Raw genomic sequence first — 25989 nt, 5'->3', positions numbered from 1 at the left:
GGGGGAGGGGCGAACGAAATGAGTCGCTATCGTGATGCTGTGGGAGTAAATCGAATTTCTGTTGTCATCATTGCGCAAGACGATGAATCGAGAATAGCGAATGCGATCGCCTCCTGCAAGCCTTTTGCAGACGAAATTGTTGTAGTCGATGGCGGGAGCAAGGACGGGACCGTTCGGGTGTCCGAGCAATTAGGCTGCAAAGTCTATGTGAACGCATGGCCAGGTTATGCGAAACAGCGTATCTATGGCAGTGATCGTGCCACCTATGACTGGATTTTCGTAATCGACACGGATGAGGTAGTCAATGAGCAATTATCTGACTCCATTCAGATGCTGAAAGGCGAGTTAACCGATCCAAGCAAAGCCTACTCCGTTCTGCGGATTGGAGACTTTCTAGGACGCTGGATGGGGAAAGGCGAGAAGCTGGTACGATTGTATAACCGTACACAAATTCAGTATAAGGAAAGTCTAGTGCATGAAACACCGAATGTGGAGAATGAGAATGTCCTATTTGTACCAGGTGTCTTATGGCATTATGGGTTCCGCAGCATACATGACCATATTCAACGGTTTAATAAATATACCGATCTGGAGGCGCAAGGCGCAGTGGCGATGGGAAAAAGATTTAGTCTGCTGCGTATGCTCGTTCGACCGCCCTTGCGTTTTGTTCAGAAATATATCGTTCATGGCTTGTATAAAAAGGGAATCCCGGGACTTGCTGTGGCACTTTTCTGGGGGATCTACGAGTTCCTGGTCTGCATGAAACAGTATGAGCTTGGATTGGCTCATAAACGTGTGAAGCAGTCCCATGAGGGGCCGATCAAGGAGGGGAAAGCTTATGCAACGATACAATGATTTACGGATCTTGTGCACCGGAATGGGTTGGCCCTCGGCTCAGCCGGGTGGGTTAAATACCTATTTCAAGCATATTTGCGAAAGCTTGGATACACAGCATGAGCTTGAAGCCTTGGTTTGCAGTGCGAATAAGCCGGAAGTAAAAAGTGGTCTTCGTGTTACCAATGTGGCCGGCACGAATTTGAAATTGAGCAAACGGCGTGATGCTTTTCGCATGCAAGCCGCAGAAATCATGAACGGGCAGCCTGTTGACATCGTGTATTCCCACTTTGCTCCTTATAGTTTGGGCGTGGCGATGGAGGCGAAAGCCCGAAATATTCCGGTTGTGATGACATTTCACGGTCCATGGAGTGAGGAAATCAGGCTTGAGGGCAAGGGTTTGAAGCATAGATTCAAAACCATGATCGCGAAAAGCTGGGAAATGAAAGCTTACCAATTGGCGGATGCTTTCATCGTGTTAAGTGAAACTTTTCGCGATATTCTTCACCGCCAATACGGCGTTCCACTTGCCAAGATACACATCATTCCTGGCGGGGCGGACGTGGGCCGGTTTAAGCCGGCAGCGAATCGTTCCGCAATCAGAACGAAGCTGGGGCTGCCGGAAGGGAAAACCGTCGTGTTGACTTTGCGAAGGCTGGTCAATCGAATGGGGCTGCTTCAACTGCTGGAAGCTTGGAAAGAAGTTGTGCGTTCGAAGCCGGATGCCGTGCTGTTTATAGGCGGCAAAGGTCCGCTGAAAACGGAGCTGGAGAGCCGAATTGTCGAGTATGGGCTCCAGTCCAGCGTTAGATTGCTGGGGTACATCCCTGACAGTGAGCTTGCGGACTATTATCAGGCAGCCGATTTGTTCGTTGTTCCTTCACAAGCGTTAGAGGGCTTCGGCCTAATCACCGTAGAAGCAATGGCAGCCGGGGTTCCGGTCATGGCAACTCCGATTGGCGGGAACCGTGAAATTCTTGAGAAATACCGGCCGGATATGCTGTTTGCTGGAACCAGCAGCAGTGATATTGCCTCAGGACTAAATCGCATATTGAAGCATCCTGAGTTGTGGCCTACAGGTGAGCAGTGCAGGAATCACGTGTTAGAGCATTATACGTGGAAGAGAGTTTCCGAGCAGGTGAACGAAGTATTTCATTCCGTGATTGATCTTGATGATCGCCATGCTTACGTCAGGAATCAATCGGCGGCGGCCAGCAAGAGAGGAGGACGTGAACAAGATGAGAGTAGCTTATCTGGATCATACCGCTAGATGGAGCGGGGGCGAAGTCGCACTTTACAATCTCATTACGAATTTTGGCAAGGAGATTGATCCGCTAGTCATTGTGGCTGAAGAGGGAGCGCTGGTTGATCGGTTACGAGCTAAAGGGATTGATGTTCGCGTTTTACCTTTAAGTGATAAGGTGCGCAATCGCAACCGAAATGCCGTGAATTTTCAAGCGGTATCGGCTGCATTAGAACTTTGGAGTTATGGGAAAAGGGTAGCCAAACTACTGAAAGCTGAGAAAGTTGCCTGTGTACATACGAATTCTTTGAAATCAGCTTTTTATGGAGCTGTAGCTGCTAAATGGGCGGGAATTCCACTCATCTGGCATATTCGGGATCATATTGGCGTTCCGTATTTGAAGCCGGTTGTTGCCCAAGCGATTCGCCTGATGTCCCGATTGCTGCCTAATGGCGTTATTGCAAATTCCAATTCTACGTTGAGTGCTTTGAATTTGCCGAAGTCCAAGAAAACATTAGTGGTGTATTCAGCCTTCGCCAATTCCAAAGCCAAAAGGCCATCTTTGATCGAAAAAACATGGCGAAAGCCCTACGTAGTCTTACTGGTTGGCCGGTTGGCGGAATGGAAGGGCCAGCATATTTTGCTCGAAGCGGCGAAATCTTTTCTGCCGGATGAGCAGGTTCATTTCTGGTTAGCCGGGGATGCCCTGTTCGGCGAAGATGCCTATAAGAAACAACTGCTCCAGCAAATTGCCGACAATCAACTGAACAATGTCACCTTACTAGGACATGTTGAAGATATTCAAGGGTTGATGCAGAAAGCAGATCTATTGGTTCATACTTCCATCACACCTGAGCCTTTTGGTCAGGTCATTGTCGAGGGCATGGCAGCCGGTTTGCCGGTCATTGCTTCTAACGAAGGCGGCCCGACGGAAACGGTTGTGCATGGTGAAACGGGACTTCTCATTACACCAGGAAAACCAGCCGTGCTGGCTGATGCCATTCGCTATCTGCTCGAGCATCCTGAGGAGAGACGCCGAATGAGCGAGAATGGCATCAAGCGTGTGGAGCAACACTTTGTTATCGAACGAACCGTTACCCAAATCACTCATTACTATGCAGGTTTCATCGCTAACTCTTGATGACCGCTTAGTGTGTAAAGGATGGATCAAATGAAAATAGCAATTGCGCATGATTATTTGGTTCAAATGGGCGGAGCCGAAAGAGTTGTTGAAGTCTTTCACCAAATGTACCCGAGTGCTCCCATTTATACGACCATGTTTAGCAACAATCGTCTGCTCGATGAACTGAGGGATGCGGATATACGAGCCTCTTGGATGCAGAAAATGCCTGGAGGAAAAAGTCATTTTAAAGAAATGCTGCCTCTTTATCCGTTTGCAATTAAGGATTTTGACTTTCGAGAATTTGATATTGTGCTCAGTTCAAGCAGCGCATTCATGAAGAGTATTCAGGTACCGAAGAACACGTTCCATCTTTGTTACTGCCATACCCCCATGCGTTTCGCCTGGGATTATGACACTTATATGGAGCGACAAACCAAATCGAGTGTGATGAAACGTCTCTTGAAAATTTATATCGACCAGCTTAAGCAATGGGATCAAAAAACGTCTGCCAATGTAAATCAGTTTATTGCGAATTCCTCGGTTGTGAAAAGTCGCATCCGCAATTACTATCATCGCGATTCCGATGTGATTTTTCCACCGATTAATACAACTCGCTTTCATAGCTCGACGAACATTGAGGATTACTATTTGATCGTATCAAGGCTTGTGTCTTATAAACGCATTGATCTGGCTGTAGAAGCATTTAATCGGAATGGCCTGCCTTTGCATATCGTAGGCGAAGGCCCCGACCTGATGAGACTGAAGGCGATGGCCAAAGGAAATATTCGTTTTCTGGGGAGGTTGGATGACGGTTCAGTAACCAAAATGATGGCGGAGTGTCGCGCCTTAATCTTTCCCGGCGAGGAGGATTTCGGCATTACACCGCTGGAGGCCAATGCGGCGGGAAGACCCGTTGTCGCCTATCAGGCTGGTGGCGCGCTAGATACAATAGTGCCTCATGTGAATGGTGTGTTTTTCAAACGGCAAGAGGTAGAGGATCTGCTGCTTGCTATTCAGGAAGTGGAGAATCATGCCTGGGATGTGAGCCGAATTATCCAACATGCCCAGAAATTTGATGAAAAAACATTTATGGAGAAATTGAAAACCTACATGGCTAAAGCTTATCAACAGTTCAGAGAGGGGAATTAATCGTATGGATATTGCAGTAATAGGAACAGGCTATGTGGGATTAGTTTCCGGGGTGTGCTTCGCTGAGGTGGGAAATAATGTGATCTGTGTGGATCAGGATAAACAGAAAATTGACAAGCTGCAGAATTTCATTTCTCCCATCTATGAGCCTGGCATTGAAGAACTCATGGAGAAGAATATACATGCTGGCCGATTAGCTTTTACAACGGATTTGGCTCACGCCATCAGCCAATCTGAACTCATTATCATTGCCGTGGGCACACCGTCCTTGCCGAATGGCGAAGCTAATCTGTCCTACATTGAGCAAGCGTCCATGGAAATTGGTAAGGCCATGAATGGCTATAAAATCATTGCAACGAAAAGCACTGTTCCCGTAGGTACGAATGAGCACATTCAGATGATTATTGCGATGAATACGCAGCACGCCTTTGACGTCGTATCCATTCCTGAGTTTCTGCGCGAAGGTTCGGCTATCGATGATACCCTTCATCCGGATCGAATTGTCCTTGGGTTAGATAATCCAAGTTTGGCTGAGCCGCTTACCGATCTCCACCGTGCCTTCACGGATCAAATCTTCGTCACAAGCATCCGGAGTGCCGAGATGATCAAGTATGCTTCGAATGCGTTTCTTGCGACTAAAATTTCATTTATTAATGAAATCTCCAATATTTGCGAGAAGGTCGGCGCCGATGTCACGGAAGTGGCCAAAGGGATGGGGAAAGATAAGCGCATTGGTTCATCCTTCCTGAATGCCGGTATCGGCTATGGAGGTTCTTGCTTCCCGAAAGACACGGACGCTTTGATTCAAATTGCCGGCAATGTCGATTATGAGTTTCAATTGCTCAAGTCCGTAGTGGAAGTGAATAAATCCCAGCGCTACAAGGTGATTTCCAAGCTGGAGGCCTCCCTTGGACTGCTCAGCGGCAAAGTGGTGGGCATTTGGGGGTTATCCTTCAAGCCAAATACGGACGATATTCGTTATGCGCCGTCGATTGAAATTGTTGAAACGCTGATTCGAGCAGGAGCAACCCTGAAGCTGTATGATCCTATTGCGATGGATAAATTCAGGGAGCGTATTGATCATCCTTCGATTCAGTGGTGCGAGAATGCCATGGAAGCGGCAGTGGGCGCTGATGCGATTTGCTTGCTAACGGATTGGGAGGAATTTAAAACCATCTCCTTGTCCAAACTTATTTTTATCATGGATCAGCCGATTCTCATTGATGGCCGCAATGTGTACAGCCAAGAACAAATTCAGGGAACCGGGCTCAAATATTATTCCGTTGGGCGACCTGATTTGATTGGTGTATCCAGACCGAAAGCACTGGCTAGATAAGTTGCTTGTATCCCAAATAAAATCAAATGGAGCGTGGTTTTCATGAAATTGGTACTTCTTTCAGGCGGTTCCGGTAAGCGACTTTGGCCATTGTCCAATGATTCCAGATCCAAGCAGTTCTTAAAGGTACTTGAGGATGAGAAGGGCAAAGATGAATCCATGGTGCAACGTGTATGGAGGCAACTACAGAACACGGGCCTTGGCGAAGATGCGTACTTGGCGACGAATCGCTCGCAGGTTGAGATGATTATTAGCCAACTTGGCGGAGAAGCTCCGCTTATTATCGAGCCTGAGCGCAGAGATACATTCCCTGCCATCGCGTTAGCTGCTGCTTATATGTATGATGTGGAAAGTTTGCCTTTAAACACAGTGATTACGGTGTTGCCGGTAGACCCGTATGTCGATGAGGCGTTTTTTCAGAAAATTAAACAATTAGAGGATGTTCTGCACGAAACAAATGCGAATTTAGCGCTAATGGGCGTTGTTCCGACCGTTCCGTCCGAGAAATATGGCTATATTGTTCCTTCTGAGGAACGCATGGAAGGGACAGAAGCAGTAGCGGTCCAATATTTCTTCGAGAAGCCTAACCGGGAACAAGCGGCTGTTTTAATTGATCAAAAAGCGCTTTGGAATTGTGGCGTCTTTGCTTTTCGACTCGGCTACCTCATTGAGGTCATGATGGATAAAGGGATTCCGATTCAATACGAGGAAATGCTCAGAAATTATCATAAATTAACGAAAATCAGCTTCGACTACGAAGTTGTTGAGAAGGAAGCAAGTTGTGTCGTTGTCCCTTACGATGGCTTCTGGAAAGATTTGGGTACATGGAACACGTTGACGGAAGAAATGGGACGTTCTCAAATCGGAACAGGTATCGTAACAACGGATTGCGAGAATACCCATTTGATTAACGAGCTCGACATCCCTGTGACTGTCATCGGTATCCATGACGCCGTCATTGCCGTAAGCCCGGATGGCATTCTGGTGACGAACAAGTCGGAGAGCCCTCGCATTAAAGAAGTCATGAATACAATCGAGCATCGCCCGATGTACGAAGAACGCAGATGGGGACGATATCGTGTTATTGATTATGTCAAATATGCCGAAGATAATGAGGTGCTCACGAAACGTATTCTCGTTCATGCCGGTAAAAATATCAGCTATCAGCTGCATTACAAACGTTCTGAAGTATGGACTATCGTGAGCGGCGTAGCGGATATTATCATTAATGATAAACTCTATCAGGTGAAACCGGGTGATGTTGTGCGAATTCCGGAGGGGACCAGACACAGTATTCGGGCAATTACGGATGTTGAATTTATCGAGGTACAAAGCGGATCCGACTTAGTCGAAGAGGATATCGTTCGGATTTGTATGGACTGGAAGGACATTTCCCTTCACCAATTTATTTAAGTTTTGTTTTGAAACAAAGAACCGCCTTCTATTCGATTTCCGGAATGGAAGGCGATTCCTTGTTTGAAGGCATAGCTAAAAATTACAAATATAACCATTTCATGGTGAAAAGGATGCGTTATGACAACGAAGATGATTCAAATTTTAGGAAAGGCAGGTGTACGTAAGAAAGTGGTTTCCTTATTGTTCTTACTCTCCTTAGTAGCTCCGAATTTCTTGTTTCATCCGCAAGCTGCGGCGTCCGCGACTTCTGTTCCAGTCAACCCGCAAGCAACGATAGAAGCGAAGGCGGTGCTGCAGAAGTTGTATGTCGTTTCGGGTGTTAGCACGATTAGCGGGCAGCATGATTATCTTGAAAGTCCGGATGAATGGACGAATCAATTGAAAGGTTGGACAGGTAAATTTCCTGGACTTCATGGTTATGAATTTGGTGCCGTTTTGGCTCAAAATGAAAACCAATTGGCGCAACAAAGGCAAAAGGTAGTCAATAGCGCAATCGCTTGGAATAAGGCTGGCGGTCTGGTTACCATCTCTTATCATCAAAGCATTCCTGGCACGTGCCTCTGCTGGTCGAATGTACAGCGGAATATGAGCCAAGCGGAATTTGATAAATACGTCACCCCAGGCACTCCCCAGTATGCAAAATTGATTGATGATCTGGATAAAACGGCAGTTTACTTGGAGAAATTGAAAGAAGCGGGCGTTCCTGTCTTGTGGCGCCCCTATCATGAAATGAACGGGGACTGGTTCTGGTGGGGCAAGAAGAACAACTTCTCCGCCCTATGGACGATTATGTACGACCGCTTCGTGCATGTGCACAAGCTGAATAATTTGCTTTGGGTATGGAGCCCCAATGCGCCGAATGGGAATGCTGAACCCTTCAAGGCGACCTATCCAGGGGCAAGTAAGGTAGATGTTCTCGCGGTAGATATCTATGATAATGATTACAATCCGGATTATTATAAAAGTATCACGCAATTGGCTGGCGATAAGCCTGTAGCGATTGGGGAGAATGGCGAGTTGCCAAGTGCCGCTGTATTGAAAGACCAACCCCGATGGGCTTATTTCATGACATGGGGCAAGATGCTGACCGAAAATAATAAAAAAGAAGAGATTAAATCGTTCTACTCGCATTCGAAAATATTGAGCAGAGAATCTTTTCTGCCAATCAAACAGCCGCAGATACAGCCAATTTCGCCCCCGGATAAGAAAAATGGGCTGCGAGCGGAATATTTCGATAATAAGGATCTGACCGGGCTACTAGAAACGAAAGTGGATGACAAGATTGATTTTAATTGGTCGACTTCAGCACCTTTACCTTCCATGCAAGCAGATACATTTTCGGTGAGATGGACAGGAAAACTCTTGCCCGCCTATTCGGAAACGTATCAGATATCCACCTTAAGCGATGACGGCATTCGTGTTTGGGTGAACGGCAAGTTGGTTATTGATAGTTGGTTCAATCAAAGTTGGGTGGAACGAACAGGATCTATCGCCCTTACGGCTGGCGTACCTGTTGATTTGAAAGTGGAGTATTATGATAACCAGAATGGTGCCTCTGCTAAACTCATGTGGAAGAGTCCTTCCCAACCCAAAGAAATTATTCCAGCAAATGCCCTATTACTACCTTAGAGGTTTGAGAGGTATCTAACATGATGAGATATGTGATTGTGCCATCGGCCTTGTTGATCTTACTGATCCTGATCTCGGCTTCGAATAATGACGGTGCATCAGCAAAAACAGAATTGGTAAAGGTGATGACAGAATCCAACCAGATTGGCAATCCGATCTGGACGTTAGGCAAACCCGACGATGCTTATTCGGAATTTGGAAAAGAAAGCACAGCTCAGATCAGTTACACTGTATCTCCCGGCGAAAATCAAACGGAGACTTGGAGCTCGGTGCCGCAAGGTCTCAATAAATCGTTGAATCCTACCTTGTCAATCAACTATTCCTTAGCTGAAATCCCCGAATATGGGGTTCATTTCCGAGTGAAAATTCTAGATGCGCATAAGTCTGTCCCCCAGATGGCGGTGTTTTCCAATAACCTGCTTTCGGGCATCATTCAAATCGCCGGTGTCGGAGGGACGACTAGCGCTTATGAGTATAAAAAATTATATGAGCTTTATATTCCTAAGGAGCAGCTGCAGCTCGGAAATAACGTATTAAAGCTGTCGGCCGAAGGATGTTTGTCTTGCAAAGCGGATGAGAATAAATTTCTATGGTGGAAATGGGACTATCTCTCGCTTGATGCATTAGCTGCCCCTGCCCAAGAGCCCATTCATGGACGATATGTGGAATCGGGCACCAAAGTCAGCAATTTGTCCTTTTACTATGACCAAGGAGCGGTTCGACATCTTCCCTATGTCTTAAAATGGTTGGGAATTGCCTATAGCGGCAATGTGATGCGAGTGGATTGCGCGACCGATGTCAAAGAGGGATGTTCAGCCATTAAGCCTTATTATGAAACACTTCGTGATTACAACACGCAAGCGGTAGCTCTTCATTTGCATACAGGAAATATTAATCTGAATGATGATGGCACGCTGCCGGCCGATGCAGAAAATAAGTTGTCGGACTATGTGAAGCAGTATGGTTCCCTGTTTCAATATTATGAGATTGACAACGAACCAGGCTTATTTAATCGATCCAAAAGTGTGAATCTGGCCATAGCCAAATGGCTCAAAACCAATCTGCCCGAAATAGCTCCACATGTGAAAACGGTCGCTCCGGGTTGGGCCTATGCGCCGCAGTACAGTATGAGGACATGCCGGAATCAAAACACATCCGGCGTGCTGCGCTGCGGAGATCCTGACGGATGGGAAGGTGATCCGACCCAGCGAATGGAGCTTGAAGAGATGACGGATTTAACCAATGGGCATGCGTATGGGACCTCTTATGTGAATAATAAAGATGGAAGCTTTCTGGAGAACATGCGGACCTTCGGAGGGGCTGAGGATGGTTTGCAGAAGCTCATGCTGAATACGGAGTACGGCACTTCGGATAGCCATAAAGATCCCATTGAATATGGCGCGGCGGAACCCCATGCGGCTGTCTTTGATCGCATCATGAGAGCTCATATCGGGTATGCCGATATGTTCATGCAGCATGCGGCCTTTTATCCGGAATATGCGCTGTTCGAACCGGGCATTGATTTGAATACACAAAATCCCTCTCAGATGCAGATTCATAAGAATTCGTCGGAAAAGGATACGCGAGTCGGGGTGATGCGGCGCTTGAATCTGGCGTATGCGACGCATGGCAAGCCACTGGTTTATGAAATAAGCAATAAACAGGAGCTATCGGATAAGCTGGTTTATTTCCGGGGCGTGGATACCTCGACATTGCCCGCACTTCCTGGGTCAGGAGGGAAATCGGATAAGATTCTACTTAATTTTGTGAATTTTGAATCGAGTCCGCAAACGATACAGGTCAAGGTCACAATGCCGGAGGTTGCGATATACGAAGGCGAGAGGTTCGGAGCGGGTGATACGTATGAGTCGGCACGATCCTATTTAAGCGGCTTGCAAGCCGCTCCCGAACTGGCATTTAAGGAAACGTTAGGCCCAGGTGAGGCCGTGCAGTATATCTTATCGCGAGCAGATGGGGTGAAGCCAATTGCACCAACGTGGATTCAGGCTAAACCGGCACAGCATCATGCGATTGAGCTCAGTTGGAAAGAGTCTGAAGTAGCGCAAAGTTATGATATCTTGCGCAAATCTGGTGCGAGTGAGGACAATTTCGCGGTGATTGCTGAACAAGTGCAAGGTACCGAGTTTATCGATACAAGTACAATAATAGGGAACCAATACGAGTATCAGATTAGACTCTCAGGTACCAACGAAGTTTCACAACCGGCGGCAGCAATCGCAACAGATAGTGTGGCACTGGATCGAAAGGACTGGGAGGTTACCAGCAGTTCCGGAAAACCTCAAGGGGCGATTGACGGTAATATCTACAGCCGATGGGATACGGGGGTCGCTCAAGCTCCCGGACAATTCTATCAAGTGGATATGAAAACAGCGACCACGATCAACCGGATAAGGCTTCGGAGCGAAGGTTCCCCGAATGATTATCCAAGGAAATATGAGGTATATGTTTCTACCGATGGGTATACGTGGTCTCAGCCGATTGCAACCGGTAGCGGTTCAAGCATACTAGACATCAATTTTAGTCCTACGTATGCACGATTCGTCAAGATCATCCAGACAATGAAGGCCGGGAATTTCTGGTCCATTCATGATCTGCAGATTTATGGTTAGAAATCGAGGGATACGCCTACCCTTTGCGGGTTGAAGCTACGATGAGAAACAAAATTAAGATGAGCAACCAGATTACTTGAACCATATTATCCTCGCCTTTTGTTATAATAAATCAAGTTTAACAAGAATTCTTGTAATTTTCTGTCTTAAAACAAACAAAAATGTTGGATTTATGCTAAATATTACAACAGTAATCATTAAAAAGTCCTATGTACATGTCGTTTTTTGATGAAAGTCCTCACTTTGTGGGGACTTTTTTTATCTACATTTAACAATCCTTCTGTAACATTTAGATATTCGAAATTTGAACAAAGGTTAATATCTAAAGGAGAGAAGATTCTTGAATATTCGACTGCCTCAAATTACAGTGGGTAAGAAAATGTATGTCAGTTTTATTGTGCTATTATTGCTTACTTCTGTTGCAGGATGGATGAGTCTAACGAATATGAAGTCGATTCAGAACAAAAGTGATGAAATCAGTCAGATATGGATGCCTGGCGTCGAAGCTGTCAATACGATCAGTTATTTAACGGAAAATGTACACGGACTAGAAATGCAGCTCTTTATCTTAATGGATCCAGCTCAGCTGCAAAGCACACAGACACAAGCCAGTGCAGGGATTAGCAATGTAGACGAGCAGATTAAACAATTCGGAGAAGGGCTGACGGATGAGCAGGAGAAGCGGAATTTCGAAGCCTTCCAAAACCAATGGAATATTTACAAAGGTTATCATGAGAAGTTCTTGGAACTTAGTAAAAAAGCCAATTTGAGTAAAGGCTCCGGCAACATGGAGAAAGAAGTTGGAACTCTCATTTCAGATTCGAATAAAGTTTTTGTGAACATGCAGAAATATCTGGAGGTTCTTGTAAAAATCAAACATGAAGGCGCGGTAGCTGCCTCAGAGAGCAGTTCGGTTATTTATCGTTCTGGGCAAATGAACCTGATTTACATTTTTGCTTCTGCCGTCTTTATCGGTATGATTCTGGCTTTCTTCATTACACGTAATATCTCCAAGCCTGTGCGTCTTGTTTCGCAAGCTCTTCAGACTGTGTCCTTGGGAAGCTTATCAGAACAAGATGTGAAAGTAAGAAATAAAGATGAAATCGGTGAACTGGTTAGTTCGTTAAACCGGATGAAGACGAATGTCCGGGACATTTTGCTGCAAATTCGCAATGCCTCTTCTTCGGTTGCTGACTCGTCCAAAGAACTGCTCGATCACGCGGAGCAAACGTCGCATGCTTCCAATCAAGTGGCGGAGGTCATGCAATTGGTAGCTTCCGGAGCAGAAGTTCAAGTTCAGAATTACGAGGATACGAATACAGCTATGACGGAGATGAGCATTGGCATTGGGCGAATCGCTGAAGCTTCGTCCGAGGTATCAGATATCTCAATGGAAGCATTCCGAGAAGCAATGCAAGGCGAGCAAGACCTCCAAGCGCTCATTAAGAGCATGAATGGGATGAGTGATACGGTCAGCAGGGCGAACACCGTTATTATTAATTTGGGGAACCATTCTCAAGAAATTAATAATATGATTGGCATGATGGGCAATATAGCGAAGCAAACCAACCTGCTCGCTTTGAATGCGGCGATTGAAGCGGTTCGTGCAGGAGAAGCAGGCAAAGGATTTACGGTTGTAGCAGGGGAAGTGCGTAAGCTATCGGAGCAGTCCGCGCAATTTGCCAATCAAATTACGGAATTGATCGGACAGGTGTTAGACAATACCGGAGTTGCCGTTAAAACGATGCATGATTGCCAGCAGGAAGTGGATATGGGCAAAGAGATGGTACATGCGGCGGAGACTTCCTTTCATCGTATTTTCTTAGCTTCCGAGAAAGTGGCTGTTCGCATACAAGAGGTTGCGGCATTCGCTCAAGAACTGGCCGCCACTTCGGAAGAAGTGTCCGCTTCAGTCGCAGAAACGAGCGCTCACGCGAGAAATTCATCTGCCTACGCTCAGCAGGTGGCTGAAACCTCTGAACAGCAGATGGCGTCGCTGAATGATATCACCAGGTCTGCCGGTATGCTGAACGGCATTGCTGAACAATTACATACGGTCGTTGGGAAGTTTGAGTTGTAGTGCCTTCTTAGCACTACAGTGGGTTTTCTTTAGGGTTATGGGGTAAGCGTAGCTTACCCCTACTTATTGCTTCTCGCCCATACCGCACCGAATGCTCACTGCACACCAAGTAACCAATCCAAGTCCAATCACCGCAACGGCTCCTCGCTCTTATGTCTATGCTGCACTTTATGCAACATAAATGGCATTACACACTACTAAAACCGCTCTTCAGTGCACAAAGTGCAATGAATTCAAGCTAAATCGCGCGAAAACCGCTTTATTCTGCTTTTTCCGTTGCACTTTATACAACTGAGACAGCGGTAACGTCCTACCTGAGGCCTTAATGTTGCGCAAAGTGCAACATAGAGAAGGTGTTTGCCGTTGTTTGGAGCTGTCATTTGGTTCATTTGCTTATCCTTAATTGTTCGGATGCAAGCAAAAGTCTGCAAAATCATGCTATACTAGACTCTGTAAAAAGGAGGTCGACTATGGCTAGAAACAAAGAGTTTGAAGTGAATGCCGTGCTGCGAAAAGCGATGCATATCTTTTGGGAGCAGGGCTATGAGAAAACTTCCATGCAAGATTTGGTCACGCATATGGGGATTCATCGAAGGAGTATCTATGATACTTTCGGAGACAAACATCGTTTATATATGAAGGCAGTAGAGAAATACGGGGAATTGCTGGAAAGCTCCGTTCATCAAAAAGTGGAGGCTCCTACCCCGATGAAACAAGCTATTCGGCGAATGTTTGAACACGCCATTATGGCCGCAGACGATCGGCCCAAAGGGTGTTTGATGGTCAATACGGCTGTCGAATTGGCTGTTTGTGATGAAGAAGCAGCGGAGAAAGTGAATCAAAGTTTTGTTAAAACCGAGAACAAACTATACGATCTCATACTGCGCGGCAAGGAAACGGGAGAAATTGGAAATCACCAGGATGCACGAAGGACTGCGGAGTTTTTAAACAGTGCTTTTATTGGATTATGCGTGTTGGCCAAAACGACGAATGATAAAGAAAAACTGGAAGGTATCATTGATACATCGCTAGCTATATTGGATTGAAAGAAAGAAGAAGGAGCCACGCGGCAAGCGGGCTCCTTCTTCGCTGATTATAACATTTTGGCCAAACCCTCGAATTTCACTTCCCAAGAACCATCTTGTGGAAATCCGGGTGCATGGGTGTTAGGCCCATTCTCCCAACCCGCAGCCATCATGGCGACAGCGCTTAACAGGCCCCCGTTGCCAGGAAGGTATACCGTTAACGGTTTCCGCTGGTAGTTGTGGCCATTCGGAAGGAAGGTGTTGGTGACTTTGTCGATCAACAGGGTATCGACGGCCAATTGTCCTTCGCCGAGTCTTGCCGATGTCATAGCGACCATGGGATAGTCCCATCCCCATGTCGCATCCCAGTCCCAGACCTTGATGACTTCGTGCAGGGTCCTAAGCATCGTTTCACGATCCACCATATTGCCGGGGAGGATACCGAGCGGAGCCAACATCGTAGGGTGATCTTTGGTGCTGCTGCCGCCTGTAAATGTATCGGGAGCTGTCTCCGCAGCGACATATAGACCTTCCACCACGGGAAGCTTGGACAAGTGGTTCAGGACATGCTCCCACTTCTCCATCCTCGGGAGTCCGAGTCTCTCCCGCCATGCTAGAGCTGTTGATAATCCGAAAGCCCAGTAAGACAATTCGAAAGTCGGATTCATTGTCGTTGCATGATCATAAATTTCCTGCGCTGGAGCAACTGGCGGACCAAGCACATAGCGCAGCTGTTCATAATCCCATTCTGCGAAAGAGGCCATGAAGGCCGCACTTTCGAAGACCAGATCTGCATATTTCTCCAACGTCTCTCTTGTGCCCCTGATTTGATAGATGAGTTCAGCGTAATAAATAGGATGCGGCTGCTGCCAGATGAGAAACGGTTCAATGTAGCAAGGGCCGTTAATGCCATCCGGAGCTACACATTTCGGCCATCTAGCCCCTTCATATCCTTGGGAAGCAGCGAGTTTTCGGGCTTGGTCGAGGATGCTGATGTACCATTCCAGACTGTTCGTCAAGCTGTCCACCCGATTCCAGAGTGCAAAGTGAACGGAATGCCACCAGTGCATTTCCAGATGAAATTTACCGGCCCAGCTGTTATGGGTAAGTCCTGATTCCGCCGGCGGCAGGGTACCGGATGATTGAATAGCGGTCAAATACTGGGACAGCACAATTCTACGCTCAAGCTCGAGCGCGCGTGAATCTTTGCTGCCTACCAGCTCGATGGCTCCGCCAGAGGACCAAAAGTTGCGCCAATGCTGCTCAGAATCAGCTCGCACAGCTTCAAAGGCTGGCAAATCAGACTCATCGGATTCAGCAGTAAAACGGAACTGGAATTGGAATTCATCGTGATCGGATGCTGGCGTTAGAAGAAACAAGTGTTGGTCTTGCTCGTCTTGAGCGAAGTTTCCGTTTGACCATGCGGCAGCAAACGCATACGCGTCCTGATCCAACTTCCGGTCAATATGGACGGAATGGCTGCTGCCGGTCGCGATTTCGGTTGCGTGCTGACCGCTTTTTCCCCAATCAACACCAGCGAACTTCCATGTGCCGTAAGGGAAACGAAAGGTAATCTGAAGCTGCCTTTGGCGGATTAGATCCGATTTCACGCGAACGGCGATTAGATCCTGCGTGGGGTGACAGCAGGTAGTCACGCTGGTTATCGCTTCGCCAATCGTGAATTGGCTTTCAATGACTCCCCCCCATAGATGAAGGACTTGTTCAATTTCATTCAGATCTTCTGCGGTGGCCTCTTCGCCTGATGGCAGCGTAAACCGGAAGCCGACTTGCCCAAGATGCAATTTGTGCGGATTAAACTTCAGCCATTTATACTCATCGGTAATTTGACCGGGCGCCATATACGGAAACCCGATATCTCTCCCGCCAAAGGTAGGAAAAGAGGTTCGAGGGAACTTATCCACATGGTACTGCTCTGGATTTGGATGCGTATGCCATGCCCAGTTGGAGAAATTGCCAAGCGGCACACCACCGTCTGCGTATAGGCTCGGGAATGTTTGTAAGCCGGTTGCGTCAACCGTGAAGGCATAGTTCCCATTGCCGACAGAGAGGGAAGAGAATTTATCAAAGCTGGTCATAAGCGGATTATGGCGCCCAACTAAAGCTTTTCGATCGATCATTTTGGCATCACCCCATCGGAAAAAAAGTTTCATTTTTAAATATCACATTCAAATAGATAGCTGCCAGAGCCTAAGTGTATAACGGCATCCCCGTCTTCCCCGACTTCAAGCCTGACTTCCTGTATAGCGGCTGCATCCTTTAGCGGAATTCCGCCTTCGAGGAGAGTTTCCATGGAGACAGAAGGAAGGTAGACGTCCGCCAAACAATTTGTCGGAATGGTGATCTCAAGCTGGAGCCGACGGTCATCAGAATTATGCCGCCATGCGACTCGCAGCTTTCCGGATGGCAGACGATAATCTGCCGCTACTTCGTTCAGATCATCCAGAATAGGCGGCCTTATTGACAGCTTGTAGCTTTCGAAATCGGGGCAATACCGATAATGGATGCCTGCCAAACCGCTGTAGAGCCATTCTTCCAAATGTCCGAGCATAAAATGGTTCTGCGACTTGCCGACGGTGGGTCCGTCCCAAGCTTCTGTCAACGATGTCGCACCGTTTTCGATTTGATAGCCGTAACTTGGGTGATCCGTATTTTGGCTCATTTTATAGATGATGTCGCTGCGGCCGTTCTGAGAAAGAGCAAGCAGCACATAGCGATGGCCTATATCGCCTGCCGTCGTATGATACCCGCGTAAGGTAATATCATGAATGAGCCCGGCTAGAACAGTTTCTTTATACGGCTCGTGGACTAGCCCTAGTACAAGCGGCATCGCCTGGGAGCTTTGACTGCCAGTGGCATATTGCTGCGTTTTGTCATCGAAAAAAGCTTGATTAAACGCCGAGTTGATGTCATCGCGCAGCTGTTCATAATGGGAAGCGTCATCGCTGAAGCCCAAGATCTTGGCAATTTGTGCAAACACATCAACGATATGGTAAAACATAGCGGTTTCGGTATGCGCAACAGGTGTATTTTGAACAAAACCCGGCGGATTGTCGCCGACATCGTACCAGTCTCCAAGTCCGGTGTGGATAATCAGTTGATCCGAGCTCTCTTTTAAATAATCGATATAAGCTTTCATGCCTTCATAATGTTCGGCCAAAATACCGTGATTGCCGTAAAATTGCAGCAAATTCCAGCCTGTGAGGATATAGGTGGCGCCCCATGAGACAGAATCCCGGAAGCAGCGCCATTGGTCGGAAAAAACAACATATTCCGGCGCCGTTGTCGGGACCATCCCGCTCGGTAGCTGGGCGTCCCGGATGTCCTCCATCGTCTTGATGAACAAAGGCTCGACATCGTAATTCCATGCTACGGAGGGGCCCATCAAATGAATTTGCTCGAGCCAACCGAGCTTTTCCCGATGCGGGCAGTCGGTAAAAATGCTTTTCATGTTGCTGCGTATCGCTTGGTTAATGATCTCATGCGTGCGGTTTAGCAGCGTGTTCGAGCTGACGAAGTTTCCGCATATGTTCACATCCGGATAAATCATTTGGCCTTCCAGCCGAATAAGCACAGGAACGTCGGAATCGAATGAAGTTGCATCCGCATCCACAGGAACGATACCTTCCAGTTGTACATAACGAAAGCCGGTATAGCTGAAACGCGGCGACCAGGTTTCTCCCTCAGAATCCCCGCTCATCGTATAAATGAACTTGGTGGGAGAACCGGTCCATTTCTGATTGATTGTTCCGTTATCCTTCAGCAATTCAGCAGGGGACATCGTAATTTTGGCGCCTTGAGGGCCTTGAACCCGGAGGTTCATCCAACCGGAGAAGTTTTTGCCGAAATCAGCCACATACACACCGGGAAGCGGTTGCGTGATCTGTACGGGCAGGTAAGTTTCCATCACTTTCAATGGAGAAGTCGCTTGTGACTTAAGCTTTCCTGCAGGACCCTGCACTTCGACCGCCGGTTGCCAAGCATGCCTGCCAGTAAAACTTGGCAGATCCCAACCCGCTTGGAGATGGTTAGCATCATAATCTTCGCCTCCGTATATACACGAGAAGAGAATAGGTCCCGGCGCGGAATCCCAATGACAATCGCTAAGAATCTGAGTTTGGGTACCATCCGTATAGGTAATTTCCAATTGTACGAGACACCTTGGGGTGCCGAAGGAATGCTTAAATTTGCTGTAACGACCGCCTGTCACATGAAAGAAGCCGTTCCCCAGCATCACACCTATCGCGTTGCCGCCTTCATGAAGCTGCTCAGTCACATCGTAGACGCAGTAGAGACAAGTTTTGTCATAGTTTGTCCAGCCCGGCTCCAGAACGTTGTCGCCGACTTTCTCTCCGTTAAGGCGCAGCTCAAACTGACCTAATCCGCAAATATAGGCGCGAGCTTGTGCCACAGGTTTGTTAAGATGGAATTCACGTCGCAGGAGGGGAAGAGCGGGTCGTTCAAGGGGCTCCTCTGCAAATCGAGCGATCCAAGTCGCAGACCAATCCGCGGCATGGAGTAGCCCCATTTCCCACCAGGAAATAGGGCTTTCCGTCATTTGGCCATTCGTATCCCAAACCTGAACCTTCCAGTAATAGCGTTGCCTGGACTGAAGCGGCGGCCCTTCGTACAAAATATGAACGTTTTTCTTGCTAAAACGCTGCCCGCTGTCCCATATCATTTCGCTTCGCCTAAAATCTTCACAGTCAAAAACAATGATTCGATAAGCTGTTTGCATTTGCAAACGGACCTGCGAATCAGCAAAACTCCAGCCGAAGGCCGGCTGGAGAACATCAATCCCGAGTGGGAGACGCTTGCTTTCTACGAATAATTCAACCACTTGCATCCATGCTCGCCCCCTTGGTCATCGTGATTGGGTACCTATCGGCTGTGAGGTTGCGACGGTGATCGTCCGGAACTCTTTACCGTAGTTTTTGGTTGGATCGCCTTCTTGATATCGTCTGCATGAGCAATAGAAGTGGTAGAGTATGCCTTCATGTGTAACGACAGAGGGCTTATGGGCGAAAATAGCGTCAATGCTGCCTTCTTCCCCAACTCGAATGATGGGTTTAGGATGTTTCTCCCAAGTTAATAGGTCACGGGAAAGAGCAATTCCTTCCTGTGCCTGTTTGTAATTATAGCCAAAGTAATACATAATCCACTGGTCTCGGTCCGGATCATGCAGCACGCAAGGATCACTGACAAATCCTGAATCCCATCCATCCGGGGTAACCTGCAGAACGGGATTTTGTTCGTATCGGTGCCACTCCTTCAAATTGGTGGAGAAAGCAACGCCTGTTTGTTCGATCCATCGACCTTTATTTGTATTTTTGGCATTGTAATACAAATAGAACGTACCTTTATGTTCGATCAGGCACTCTTTGTAGAGCCCGCCCTTTTCCCAGTCTGCTCCTTCTTCCGGGGTTAAGATGGGATCCGGGCAACGATGCCACTCAAGCAGCTGTTCATCTTCGGTCCAGGCGATGCCAATTTTGGCCGAGCCTTCTTCATAACCTGCATTTGGATATGCGTGATAGACCAGCCAATATTTGTTGTTCCATTTTTTCAATACAGGAGGAGCATCGAGGCGATTTTCTTTCAATATCCATGTGCCGGCAACATTAATAGAATCCCAGGCCGAGTCTTCGTTTCTTTTTAGAATGACACTCAGATGCTCCCAGTTAATAAGATCATGGCTTGTCGCCAAAGCCGTCTGGTAACCGATTCCGTCAAACCCCACATACATCATGTAGAATTTGCCGCCATGTTGAAAGACGAACGGACAATCGACGGCTCGCTCGTCGAAATGGCCAGGTAACCCCGAACCAACAAGCACGGGACTTCCCAATTTATATGGTGTGAGATAAGGCTGTATATGCAACGTGACACACTCCTTATGATAAAAATCCGAAAATCTAAAAATCCAATTACCGATTCCTTATTCAGATTACAATTAAGCGCTTACTTATTGTGTGGGGTATTGTACCTGATATATAGGTCAAAGCGATCTTCAGCGCTTGGCAGCATTGACATCATGAATAGCCGAGCGTAGGATGAGGGGGAAATTTAGGCCATACAGCTTGAGAGGAGGGGCTTGAGTGAAGGACAATCACGGTTTCAATCCGTTTATGTTCGAGACAGCCCGCAGTATTGTTGCCGGACAACATACGATTGCCGAACTGGTTCCAAGGATAAAACGGCACGGAAATTTCAAACACGTGGTGATCGTAACGCAACCTTCGATAAAGGCGAGGGGGGTCATTGATCGGATTGAGAGCGAACTGTCGCAAGCGGGAATAAGCAGCAGATGCCTAAGCGATGTGAAACCGGAACCAACGGTCGATAACATTCAACAAGTGTACAGCCGCATCGCCTCCGAACCTGTCGATTTGTTCATTGGCATTGGCGGCGGAAGCGTGCTGGATGCAACGAAATTGTTTTCCGTCCTGATGACAGATCCCGTGGACGTAATGAGTTTGGTGGGCATTGACCGCGTATCGAAACCAGGCATACCTACGGTGTTGATTCCAACGACTTCAGGAACCGGTTCAGAAGTGACGCCGAACGCGATTGTTACGATTCCTGAGCAGGAATTAAAAGTCGGGATTATCAGCAGGCATTTGCTTCCGATGCTGGTCATTATCGATCCGGCGCTAACCGTCAGCCTGCCACCGAACATCACGGCTGCAACCGGTATGGATGCGTTTACTCATGCGTTGGAATCCTATATCTCCACAAAAGCGAATCCCATAAGCGATATGTTTGCCCTTGAATCGATGCGTTTAATTTCTGGCAGTTTGTTGCAAGCCTACCATCACGGATCCGATCTTCAAGCTAGAGAAAATGTGCTCCTAGGATCGATGTACGGCGGGATGGCGCTCAGTTCGGCTGGAACAGCAGCCGTTCATGCACTGGCTTATCCGCTTGGAGGGAAATTCAACATTACGCACGGTGTCGCAAATTCGATGCTGCTGCCTCATGTCATGACGTTCAATATGGATGCTATTCAGACAAGGCTCGGTCATGTTGCTTGCGCAATGGGGCTGCAGATTGGAACAGAGGGCGGGAAGGCGGTCTCGGAGGCCGTTATTCGGCAAATATTCGAATGGACCTCCGAGATGCACATCCCGCAAAATTTGCGTGCGTTCGGCGTAACCGATGAGGATGTCGGCGAGCTGGCCGTTGCCGCATCGAAGGTGACAAGGCTGCTGCATAACAATCCGAAACCGATGAACATAGATGATATTCAGGCTGTTTACCGCCAATTGCTTCCGTGACGACTGGACAAAAAAGGAGAAATGTGATGAATCATTTATTGCAACCGTCAGGCATCATTCCCGCTATGGTGACACCTTTTGATGCTGATCAGCAGATCGACGAAGCTGCATTGCGGCAATTAACCCGCAGACTAATTGACGCGAATGTGCACGGTTTGTTTTGTCTCGGCACGAATGGGGAGTTCTTCTCTCTGTCCTTCGACGAAAAACTGCGGGTCGCCGAAATCGTCCTTGAGGAAACACAAGGGAGATTACCGGTGTATGTGGGGGCTGGATGCACAAGTACGAAGGAATCTATTGAACTAGCAGTACGTCTGGAGAGCATGGGGGCCGATGCTCTGTCCGTGATTACACCGTATTTTCTGACCTATACCCAGCAGGAACTGCTGACTCATTTTCGCATGATTGCGGAAGCGACAGAGCTTCCCGTGCTCCTGTATAACATTCCGGCCAGGACGGGGAACTCTCTTCAACCCCAAACCGTGAAGGAACTAAGCAAAGTGCCTAACATTGTCGGGATCAAGGACAGCAGCGGCAGTTTTGATACCATTTTGCAATATATTGAGGTTGCTGGACAGAACTTTTCCGTTTTGGCAGGCACGGATTCACTCATTCTGCCAACCTTAATGGCTGGAGGACATGGGGCAATAGCAGCGACAGCCAATGTGTTTCCAGAAGTTGTGAAGAGTATTTACGATTTGTGGGAGCATGGGGAGCTGGAACAAGCAGAATTACAGCAGCGCAAGCTGCGAGCTTTGCGCAACGCGTTTTCGATGGGGACGCTACCTTCCGTTCTGAAAGAAGCGATGAGCATGATCGGATTGCCTGCGGGACAACCGCGTCTGCCTGTACAACCGTTGAACGCATCAGCGAAAGAGGAGCTCGGGCGGGTGATGGACACTTATTTGGTGGAAAGGAACTGAGACAATGGCAATGAACATACCTAAAGGTGTTTGGCCCACGATGGTAACACCTTTCACAGATACAGGCAAAGTGAACTATGCCGCATTGGAGCAGCTGATTGAATGGTACATTGACCAAGGCGTGCATGGCCTTTTTGCGGTGTGCCAATCCAGCGAGATGTTTTATTTGACTCTGGAGGAGAGAGTGAGCCTTGCTCAATTCGTCACGAGCCAAGCTGCCGGTAGGGTTTCGGTCATCGCATCGGGGCATATCTCCGAGCAGTTCGAGGGGCAGGTTGAGGAATTGCAGAGGATCGCGGAGACCGGAGTTCAGGCCGTTGTGCTAGTCAGCAACCGTCTGGCTGCTGCGGATGAATCTGACGAGATCTGGTTTGAGCGAGTTCTACAGCTGATTGATCGAGTCCCGCATGTGCCGATGGGCATTTATGAATGTCCGTATCCGTACAAAAGACTGTTAAGCCCGCAGCTGCTCAAACAATGTGCAGATACGGGGCGATTCGCGTTTCTTAAGGACACCAGCTGCGATGTGCAGCAAATTGCCGCAAAACTTGAAGCGGTGAAAGGCAGCTCACTTCAACTTTTTAATGCCAATTCCGCAACGCTGCTTGCTTCCCTACGATTGGGTGCCTCTGGCTTCAGTGGCGTTATGGCAAATTTTCATCCTGATCTTTATGTGCGATTAACCGAACAGTGGGACTCGGAGCCGGCCATCGCGGAGATGCTGCAGTCGTTCGTTGGAGCTGCATCGCTGATTGAGCTGCAGATGTATCCTGTTAATGCCAAGTATCATCTGAGCAAAAGGGGACTTCCGGTTTCCTTGCATTGCCGTTCTAAGGATGCAGGCGCTTTTCGAGAAAATCATAAGCTTGAAGTGGAGCAGCTGGATGCCGTGTATCGGATGCTAAAGAGGCAGCTTATTTAACTGATTTTAATAAGGAGGTAAGGTTGTGCCGTTTAAAAAGAAAGATCGCATTGTGTTTATCGGGGATAGCATTACGGATAAAGGGCGTAAAAAAGATCCACTGAAGCTGGGGTCGGGTTATGTACGAATGATTCATGATTACCTGACAGCAGTTTATCCGCAGCTTAGTCTGAAAATTATTAATGAAGGTGTTTCCGGCAATCGCGTCATCGATTTGGAGAAAAGGTGGACGCTCGATGTGATCGATCATCAACCTCAGTGGGTATCCATTTCCATCGGGATTAATGATGTGTGGCGCCAATTGGACTCGCCGATGGGCGAGCAGGTATATCCGGACAAATTCGAAGACGTCTACCGCAACTTGCTGGATCAAACGAAGCAAATCCCGGATTGCAGATTGATCCTCATGCAGCCTACGGTCATCAAGGAGTACCCGGATGCCACGGGCAACCGGCTGCTGAAGCCGTATGTGGACATCGTGAATCGGCTGGCTGAGCAGTATGATGCACTCCTGGTTCCGACGCATCTTGCTTTTATTGATTTTCTTAAGCTGGAAACGGGCCAGGATTTGACAACGGACGGTGTGCATATGAACTCGCTCGGGGATACGCTGATGGCAACGACGTGGTTGAAGGCTGTTGAGGGTCGTTGAAGGGAGCTGAGCCCTAAGGAGAGGGAACTGGAGTCCTCTATTTGGTCAAAACCGAGGTTTTTTCAATCTTAGGGGAACTACAAGGTCTTATTTGCCTTTCATAGACCACTTTTTGTGTGAAATCACCAAAATAGCGAACTGTAGTTCCCCTCGCCTCCTGAAACAGCACTTTTTCAAGGAAATAGCGGTCTGTAGTTCCTTAATAGCCATGCAAAAGAGTACTTGCTCGCTTCGCGTCACCTATATATGTGATGAATTCAGCCTATAATGGACCGCTTGCTTTCTTGTAAACTGATCATGAGCTTAAATTCCTGCAGCTGGGAAGTATCGCTGATCAGGCGTTCACCGTGGATGGTGGCAGGTCGGTTTCGGAGACTTTCCAATCTTATTACGGAAGTACAAGGGGGTAAATGCAATGACATACGAAATAGAACCAACAACCGGTGACAGTGGATGGTTCACACACGATAGGTTCGGATTGTTTATTCATTGGGGGCTATATTCGCTAGCTGCCAGGCATGAATGGCTGCAATCCAGAGAGAGATTAAGCGGAGAGAAATACCGCAATAAATATTTCAATAAGTTTGATCCGGATTTGTACGATCCAGACTTGTGGGCGCAGCTTTCTTACGATGCCGGCATGAAATACGCCGTGGTTACAACCAAACATCACGAAGGGTTCTGCTTATGGGACAGCAAGCTGACTGATTATAAAGCGCCCAACACCCCGGCGGGCCGAGATTTGATCAGACCTATGACGGAGGCTTTCCGTGAGCGTGGCATGAAGGTAGGCTTTTACCATTCCCTGATCGATTGGCATCACCCGCATTACACGATCGACACGAAGCACCCCTTACGGTTGGATGAAGAGGCTATCGCTGAAAGTGCGAAAAAGGATTTTGCACAATATCGTGACTATTTATTTGGACAAACGAAGGAATTGTTAACCGAATATGGCGATGTGGATCTGATGTTTTACGATTTTTCCTTCCCGGAGGAGAACGGATTACCAGGCAAAGGCAAGGAAGATTGGAACAGCAGAGAGCTGATCAAACTTATTCGCGAGCTGCAGCCGAACATTTTATTGAACGATCGCCTGCAAATCGGTGGGGATATTACGACACCTGAGCAGTATTTGCCGACCAAATGGGTGCAGATCGACGGTAAACGTGTTGTTTGGGAGACGCCGCATACGTTCAGTGGTTCCTGGGGCTATCATCGGGATGAGGAGTCATGGAAAAGCGTCGATATGTTGGTCAAAATGCTGATTGATGTGGTCAGCAAAGGAGGCAATTTGCTCCTGAATGTAGGACCGACCGGTCGAGGTGAGTTTGATGAGCGTTCTATCGATCGTTTAAAAGGTATCGGCAACTGGATGAGACGTCACAGCCGTTCAATTTATGGCTGCACACAGGCGCCGGAAACCATAGCGTGTCCGCAGGATTGCCGACTGACCTACAACCCTGAGATCAATCGCTTATATGTACATGTGTATAGTTGGCCGTTTAAAAGCATTCACTTGCATGGCTTAGCCGGGCAAGTCGAGTACGCTCAGCTGCTGAACGATGCATCCGAGATCCGTTTCAAGCAAGGCATTGTCCACAGCGGAATCGACAACGGAGCGTATAAAGAGGGCAGAGATGAGAAGACGCTGGTCTTGTCACTTCCGGTGAAAAAGCCTGATGTAGCGGTGCCGGTCATTGAATTGTTTTTGAAAGGAGGGGCCTAAACG

The 25989-nt window shown here is 47.7% G+C and carries 18 protein-coding genes; 15 read left to right on the top strand and 3 right to left on the bottom strand.

The window, feature by feature from the left end; all coding sequences use genetic code 11:
* Positions 1–18: 18 nt before the first annotated feature.
* The 10 genes from ACUN27_RS25060 to ACUN27_RS25015 all read left to right on the top strand — a co-directional run bounded on the left by ACUN27_RS25060 (position 19) and on the right by ACUN27_RS25015 (position 14486).
* On the top strand, positions 19–855 hold the full coding sequence (locus tag ACUN27_RS25060; protein ID WP_326062780.1) for a glycosyltransferase family 2 protein: 837 nt from the start codon (positions 19–21) through the stop codon (positions 853–855).
* Entirely contained in the window at positions 839–2104 is a 1266-nt protein-coding gene (locus tag ACUN27_RS25055; RefSeq protein ID WP_326062781.1) for a glycosyltransferase family 4 protein, read from the top strand. The genes ACUN27_RS25060 and ACUN27_RS25055 overlap by 17 nt, the downstream gene beginning before the upstream one ends.
* Complete coding sequence (locus tag ACUN27_RS25050; protein WP_315948727.1) at positions 2073–3218, top strand: glycosyltransferase family 4 protein; 1146 nt, start codon at positions 2073–2075, stop codon at positions 3216–3218. Before ACUN27_RS25055 ends, ACUN27_RS25050 begins: the two co-directional genes overlap by 32 nt.
* A gap of 30 nt (positions 3219–3248) precedes the next feature.
* Positions 3249–4349: a glycosyltransferase gene (locus ACUN27_RS25045; protein ID WP_315948729.1), complete on the top strand. Its 1101-nt coding sequence runs from the start codon at positions 3249–3251 to the stop codon at positions 4347–4349.
* Positions 4350–4353: 4 nt separating this feature from the next.
* Positions 4354–5685 (top strand): UDP-glucose dehydrogenase family protein, encoded by a 1332-nt coding sequence (locus ACUN27_RS25040; protein WP_315948731.1) that lies wholly within the window; start codon positions 4354–4356, stop codon positions 5683–5685.
* A 42-nt stretch (positions 5686–5727) separates the two neighbouring features.
* Entirely contained in the window at positions 5728–7098 is a 1371-nt protein-coding gene (locus tag ACUN27_RS25035) for a sugar phosphate nucleotidyltransferase (protein WP_315948733.1), read from the top strand.
* Positions 7099–7218: 120 nt separating this feature from the next.
* Positions 7219–8730, top strand: coding sequence for a glycosyl hydrolase (locus ACUN27_RS25030; protein ID WP_445559732.1), 1512 nt, complete (start codon positions 7219–7221; stop codon positions 8728–8730).
* Between the two features lie 20 nt (positions 8731–8750).
* Positions 8751–11360, top strand: a complete 2610-nt coding sequence (locus ACUN27_RS25025; protein WP_326062782.1) for a discoidin domain-containing protein — start codon at positions 8751–8753, stop codon at positions 11358–11360.
* Positions 11361–11700: 340 nt separating this feature from the next.
* A complete protein-coding gene (locus ACUN27_RS25020; protein WP_445559731.1) occupies positions 11701–13440 on the top strand; it encodes a methyl-accepting chemotaxis protein in 1740 nt (579 codons plus the stop codon).
* A 470-nt stretch (positions 13441–13910) separates the two neighbouring features.
* The gene (locus ACUN27_RS25015) at positions 13911–14486 is read left to right on the top strand and encodes a TetR/AcrR family transcriptional regulator (RefSeq protein WP_445559730.1); all 576 of its coding nucleotides are present in this window, start codon (positions 13911–13913) and stop codon (positions 14484–14486) included.
* 47 nt (positions 14487–14533) lie between these two features.
* Here ACUN27_RS25015 and ACUN27_RS25010 read toward each other — a convergent pair whose 3' ends face one another.
* Genes ACUN27_RS25010 through ACUN27_RS25000 form a run of 3 tightly spaced genes read right to left on the bottom strand, consistent with a single transcriptional unit; the run spans position 14534 to position 20364 of the window.
* Positions 14534–16636, bottom strand: coding sequence for a glycoside hydrolase family 65 (locus ACUN27_RS25010; protein ID WP_445559729.1), 2103 nt, complete (start codon positions 16634–16636; stop codon positions 14534–14536).
* Positions 16637–16638: 2 nt separating this feature from the next.
* Entirely contained in the window at positions 16639–19329 is a 2691-nt protein-coding gene (locus ACUN27_RS25005; protein WP_445559728.1) for a family 78 glycoside hydrolase catalytic domain, read from the bottom strand.
* Positions 19330–19347: 18 nt separating this feature from the next.
* Positions 19348–20364 carry a hypothetical protein gene (locus ACUN27_RS25000; protein WP_445559727.1) on the bottom strand — a complete coding sequence of 339 codons (1017 nt, stop codon included), beginning with the start codon at positions 20362–20364 and terminating at the stop codon, positions 19348–19350.
* A gap of 247 nt (positions 20365–20611) precedes the next feature.
* On the opposite strand from ACUN27_RS25000, the gene ACUN27_RS24995 reads away from it, so the two are divergent.
* The 5 genes from ACUN27_RS24995 to ACUN27_RS24975 all read left to right on the top strand — a co-directional run bounded on the left by ACUN27_RS24995 (position 20612) and on the right by ACUN27_RS24975 (position 25986).
* On the top strand, positions 20612–21760 hold the full coding sequence (locus tag ACUN27_RS24995) for an iron-containing alcohol dehydrogenase (protein WP_445560662.1): 1149 nt from the start codon (positions 20612–20614) through the stop codon (positions 21758–21760).
* 26 nt (positions 21761–21786) lie between these two features.
* Positions 21787–22683 (top strand): 4-hydroxy-tetrahydrodipicolinate synthase, encoded by an 897-nt coding sequence (gene dapA / locus ACUN27_RS24990; RefSeq protein WP_315948745.1) that lies wholly within the window; start codon positions 21787–21789, stop codon positions 22681–22683.
* Positions 22684–22687: 4 nt separating this feature from the next.
* A complete protein-coding gene (locus tag ACUN27_RS24985) occupies positions 22688–23605 on the top strand; it encodes a dihydrodipicolinate synthase family protein (RefSeq protein WP_326062788.1) in 918 nt (305 codons plus the stop codon).
* A 25-nt stretch (positions 23606–23630) separates the two neighbouring features.
* Positions 23631–24257, top strand: coding sequence for an SGNH/GDSL hydrolase family protein (locus ACUN27_RS24980; RefSeq protein ID WP_315948748.1), 627 nt, complete (start codon positions 23631–23633; stop codon positions 24255–24257).
* 415 nt (positions 24258–24672) lie between these two features.
* Positions 24673–25986 (top strand): alpha-L-fucosidase, encoded by a 1314-nt coding sequence (locus tag ACUN27_RS24975; protein WP_315948749.1) that lies wholly within the window; start codon positions 24673–24675, stop codon positions 25984–25986.
* Positions 25987–25989: the final 3 nt, after the last annotated feature.

Source organism: Paenibacillus sp. WC2504, assembly GCF_052682475.1.
Note: the sequence above shows the minus strand (reverse complement) of the source record. Positions and strands in the feature narration are given on the sequence as shown.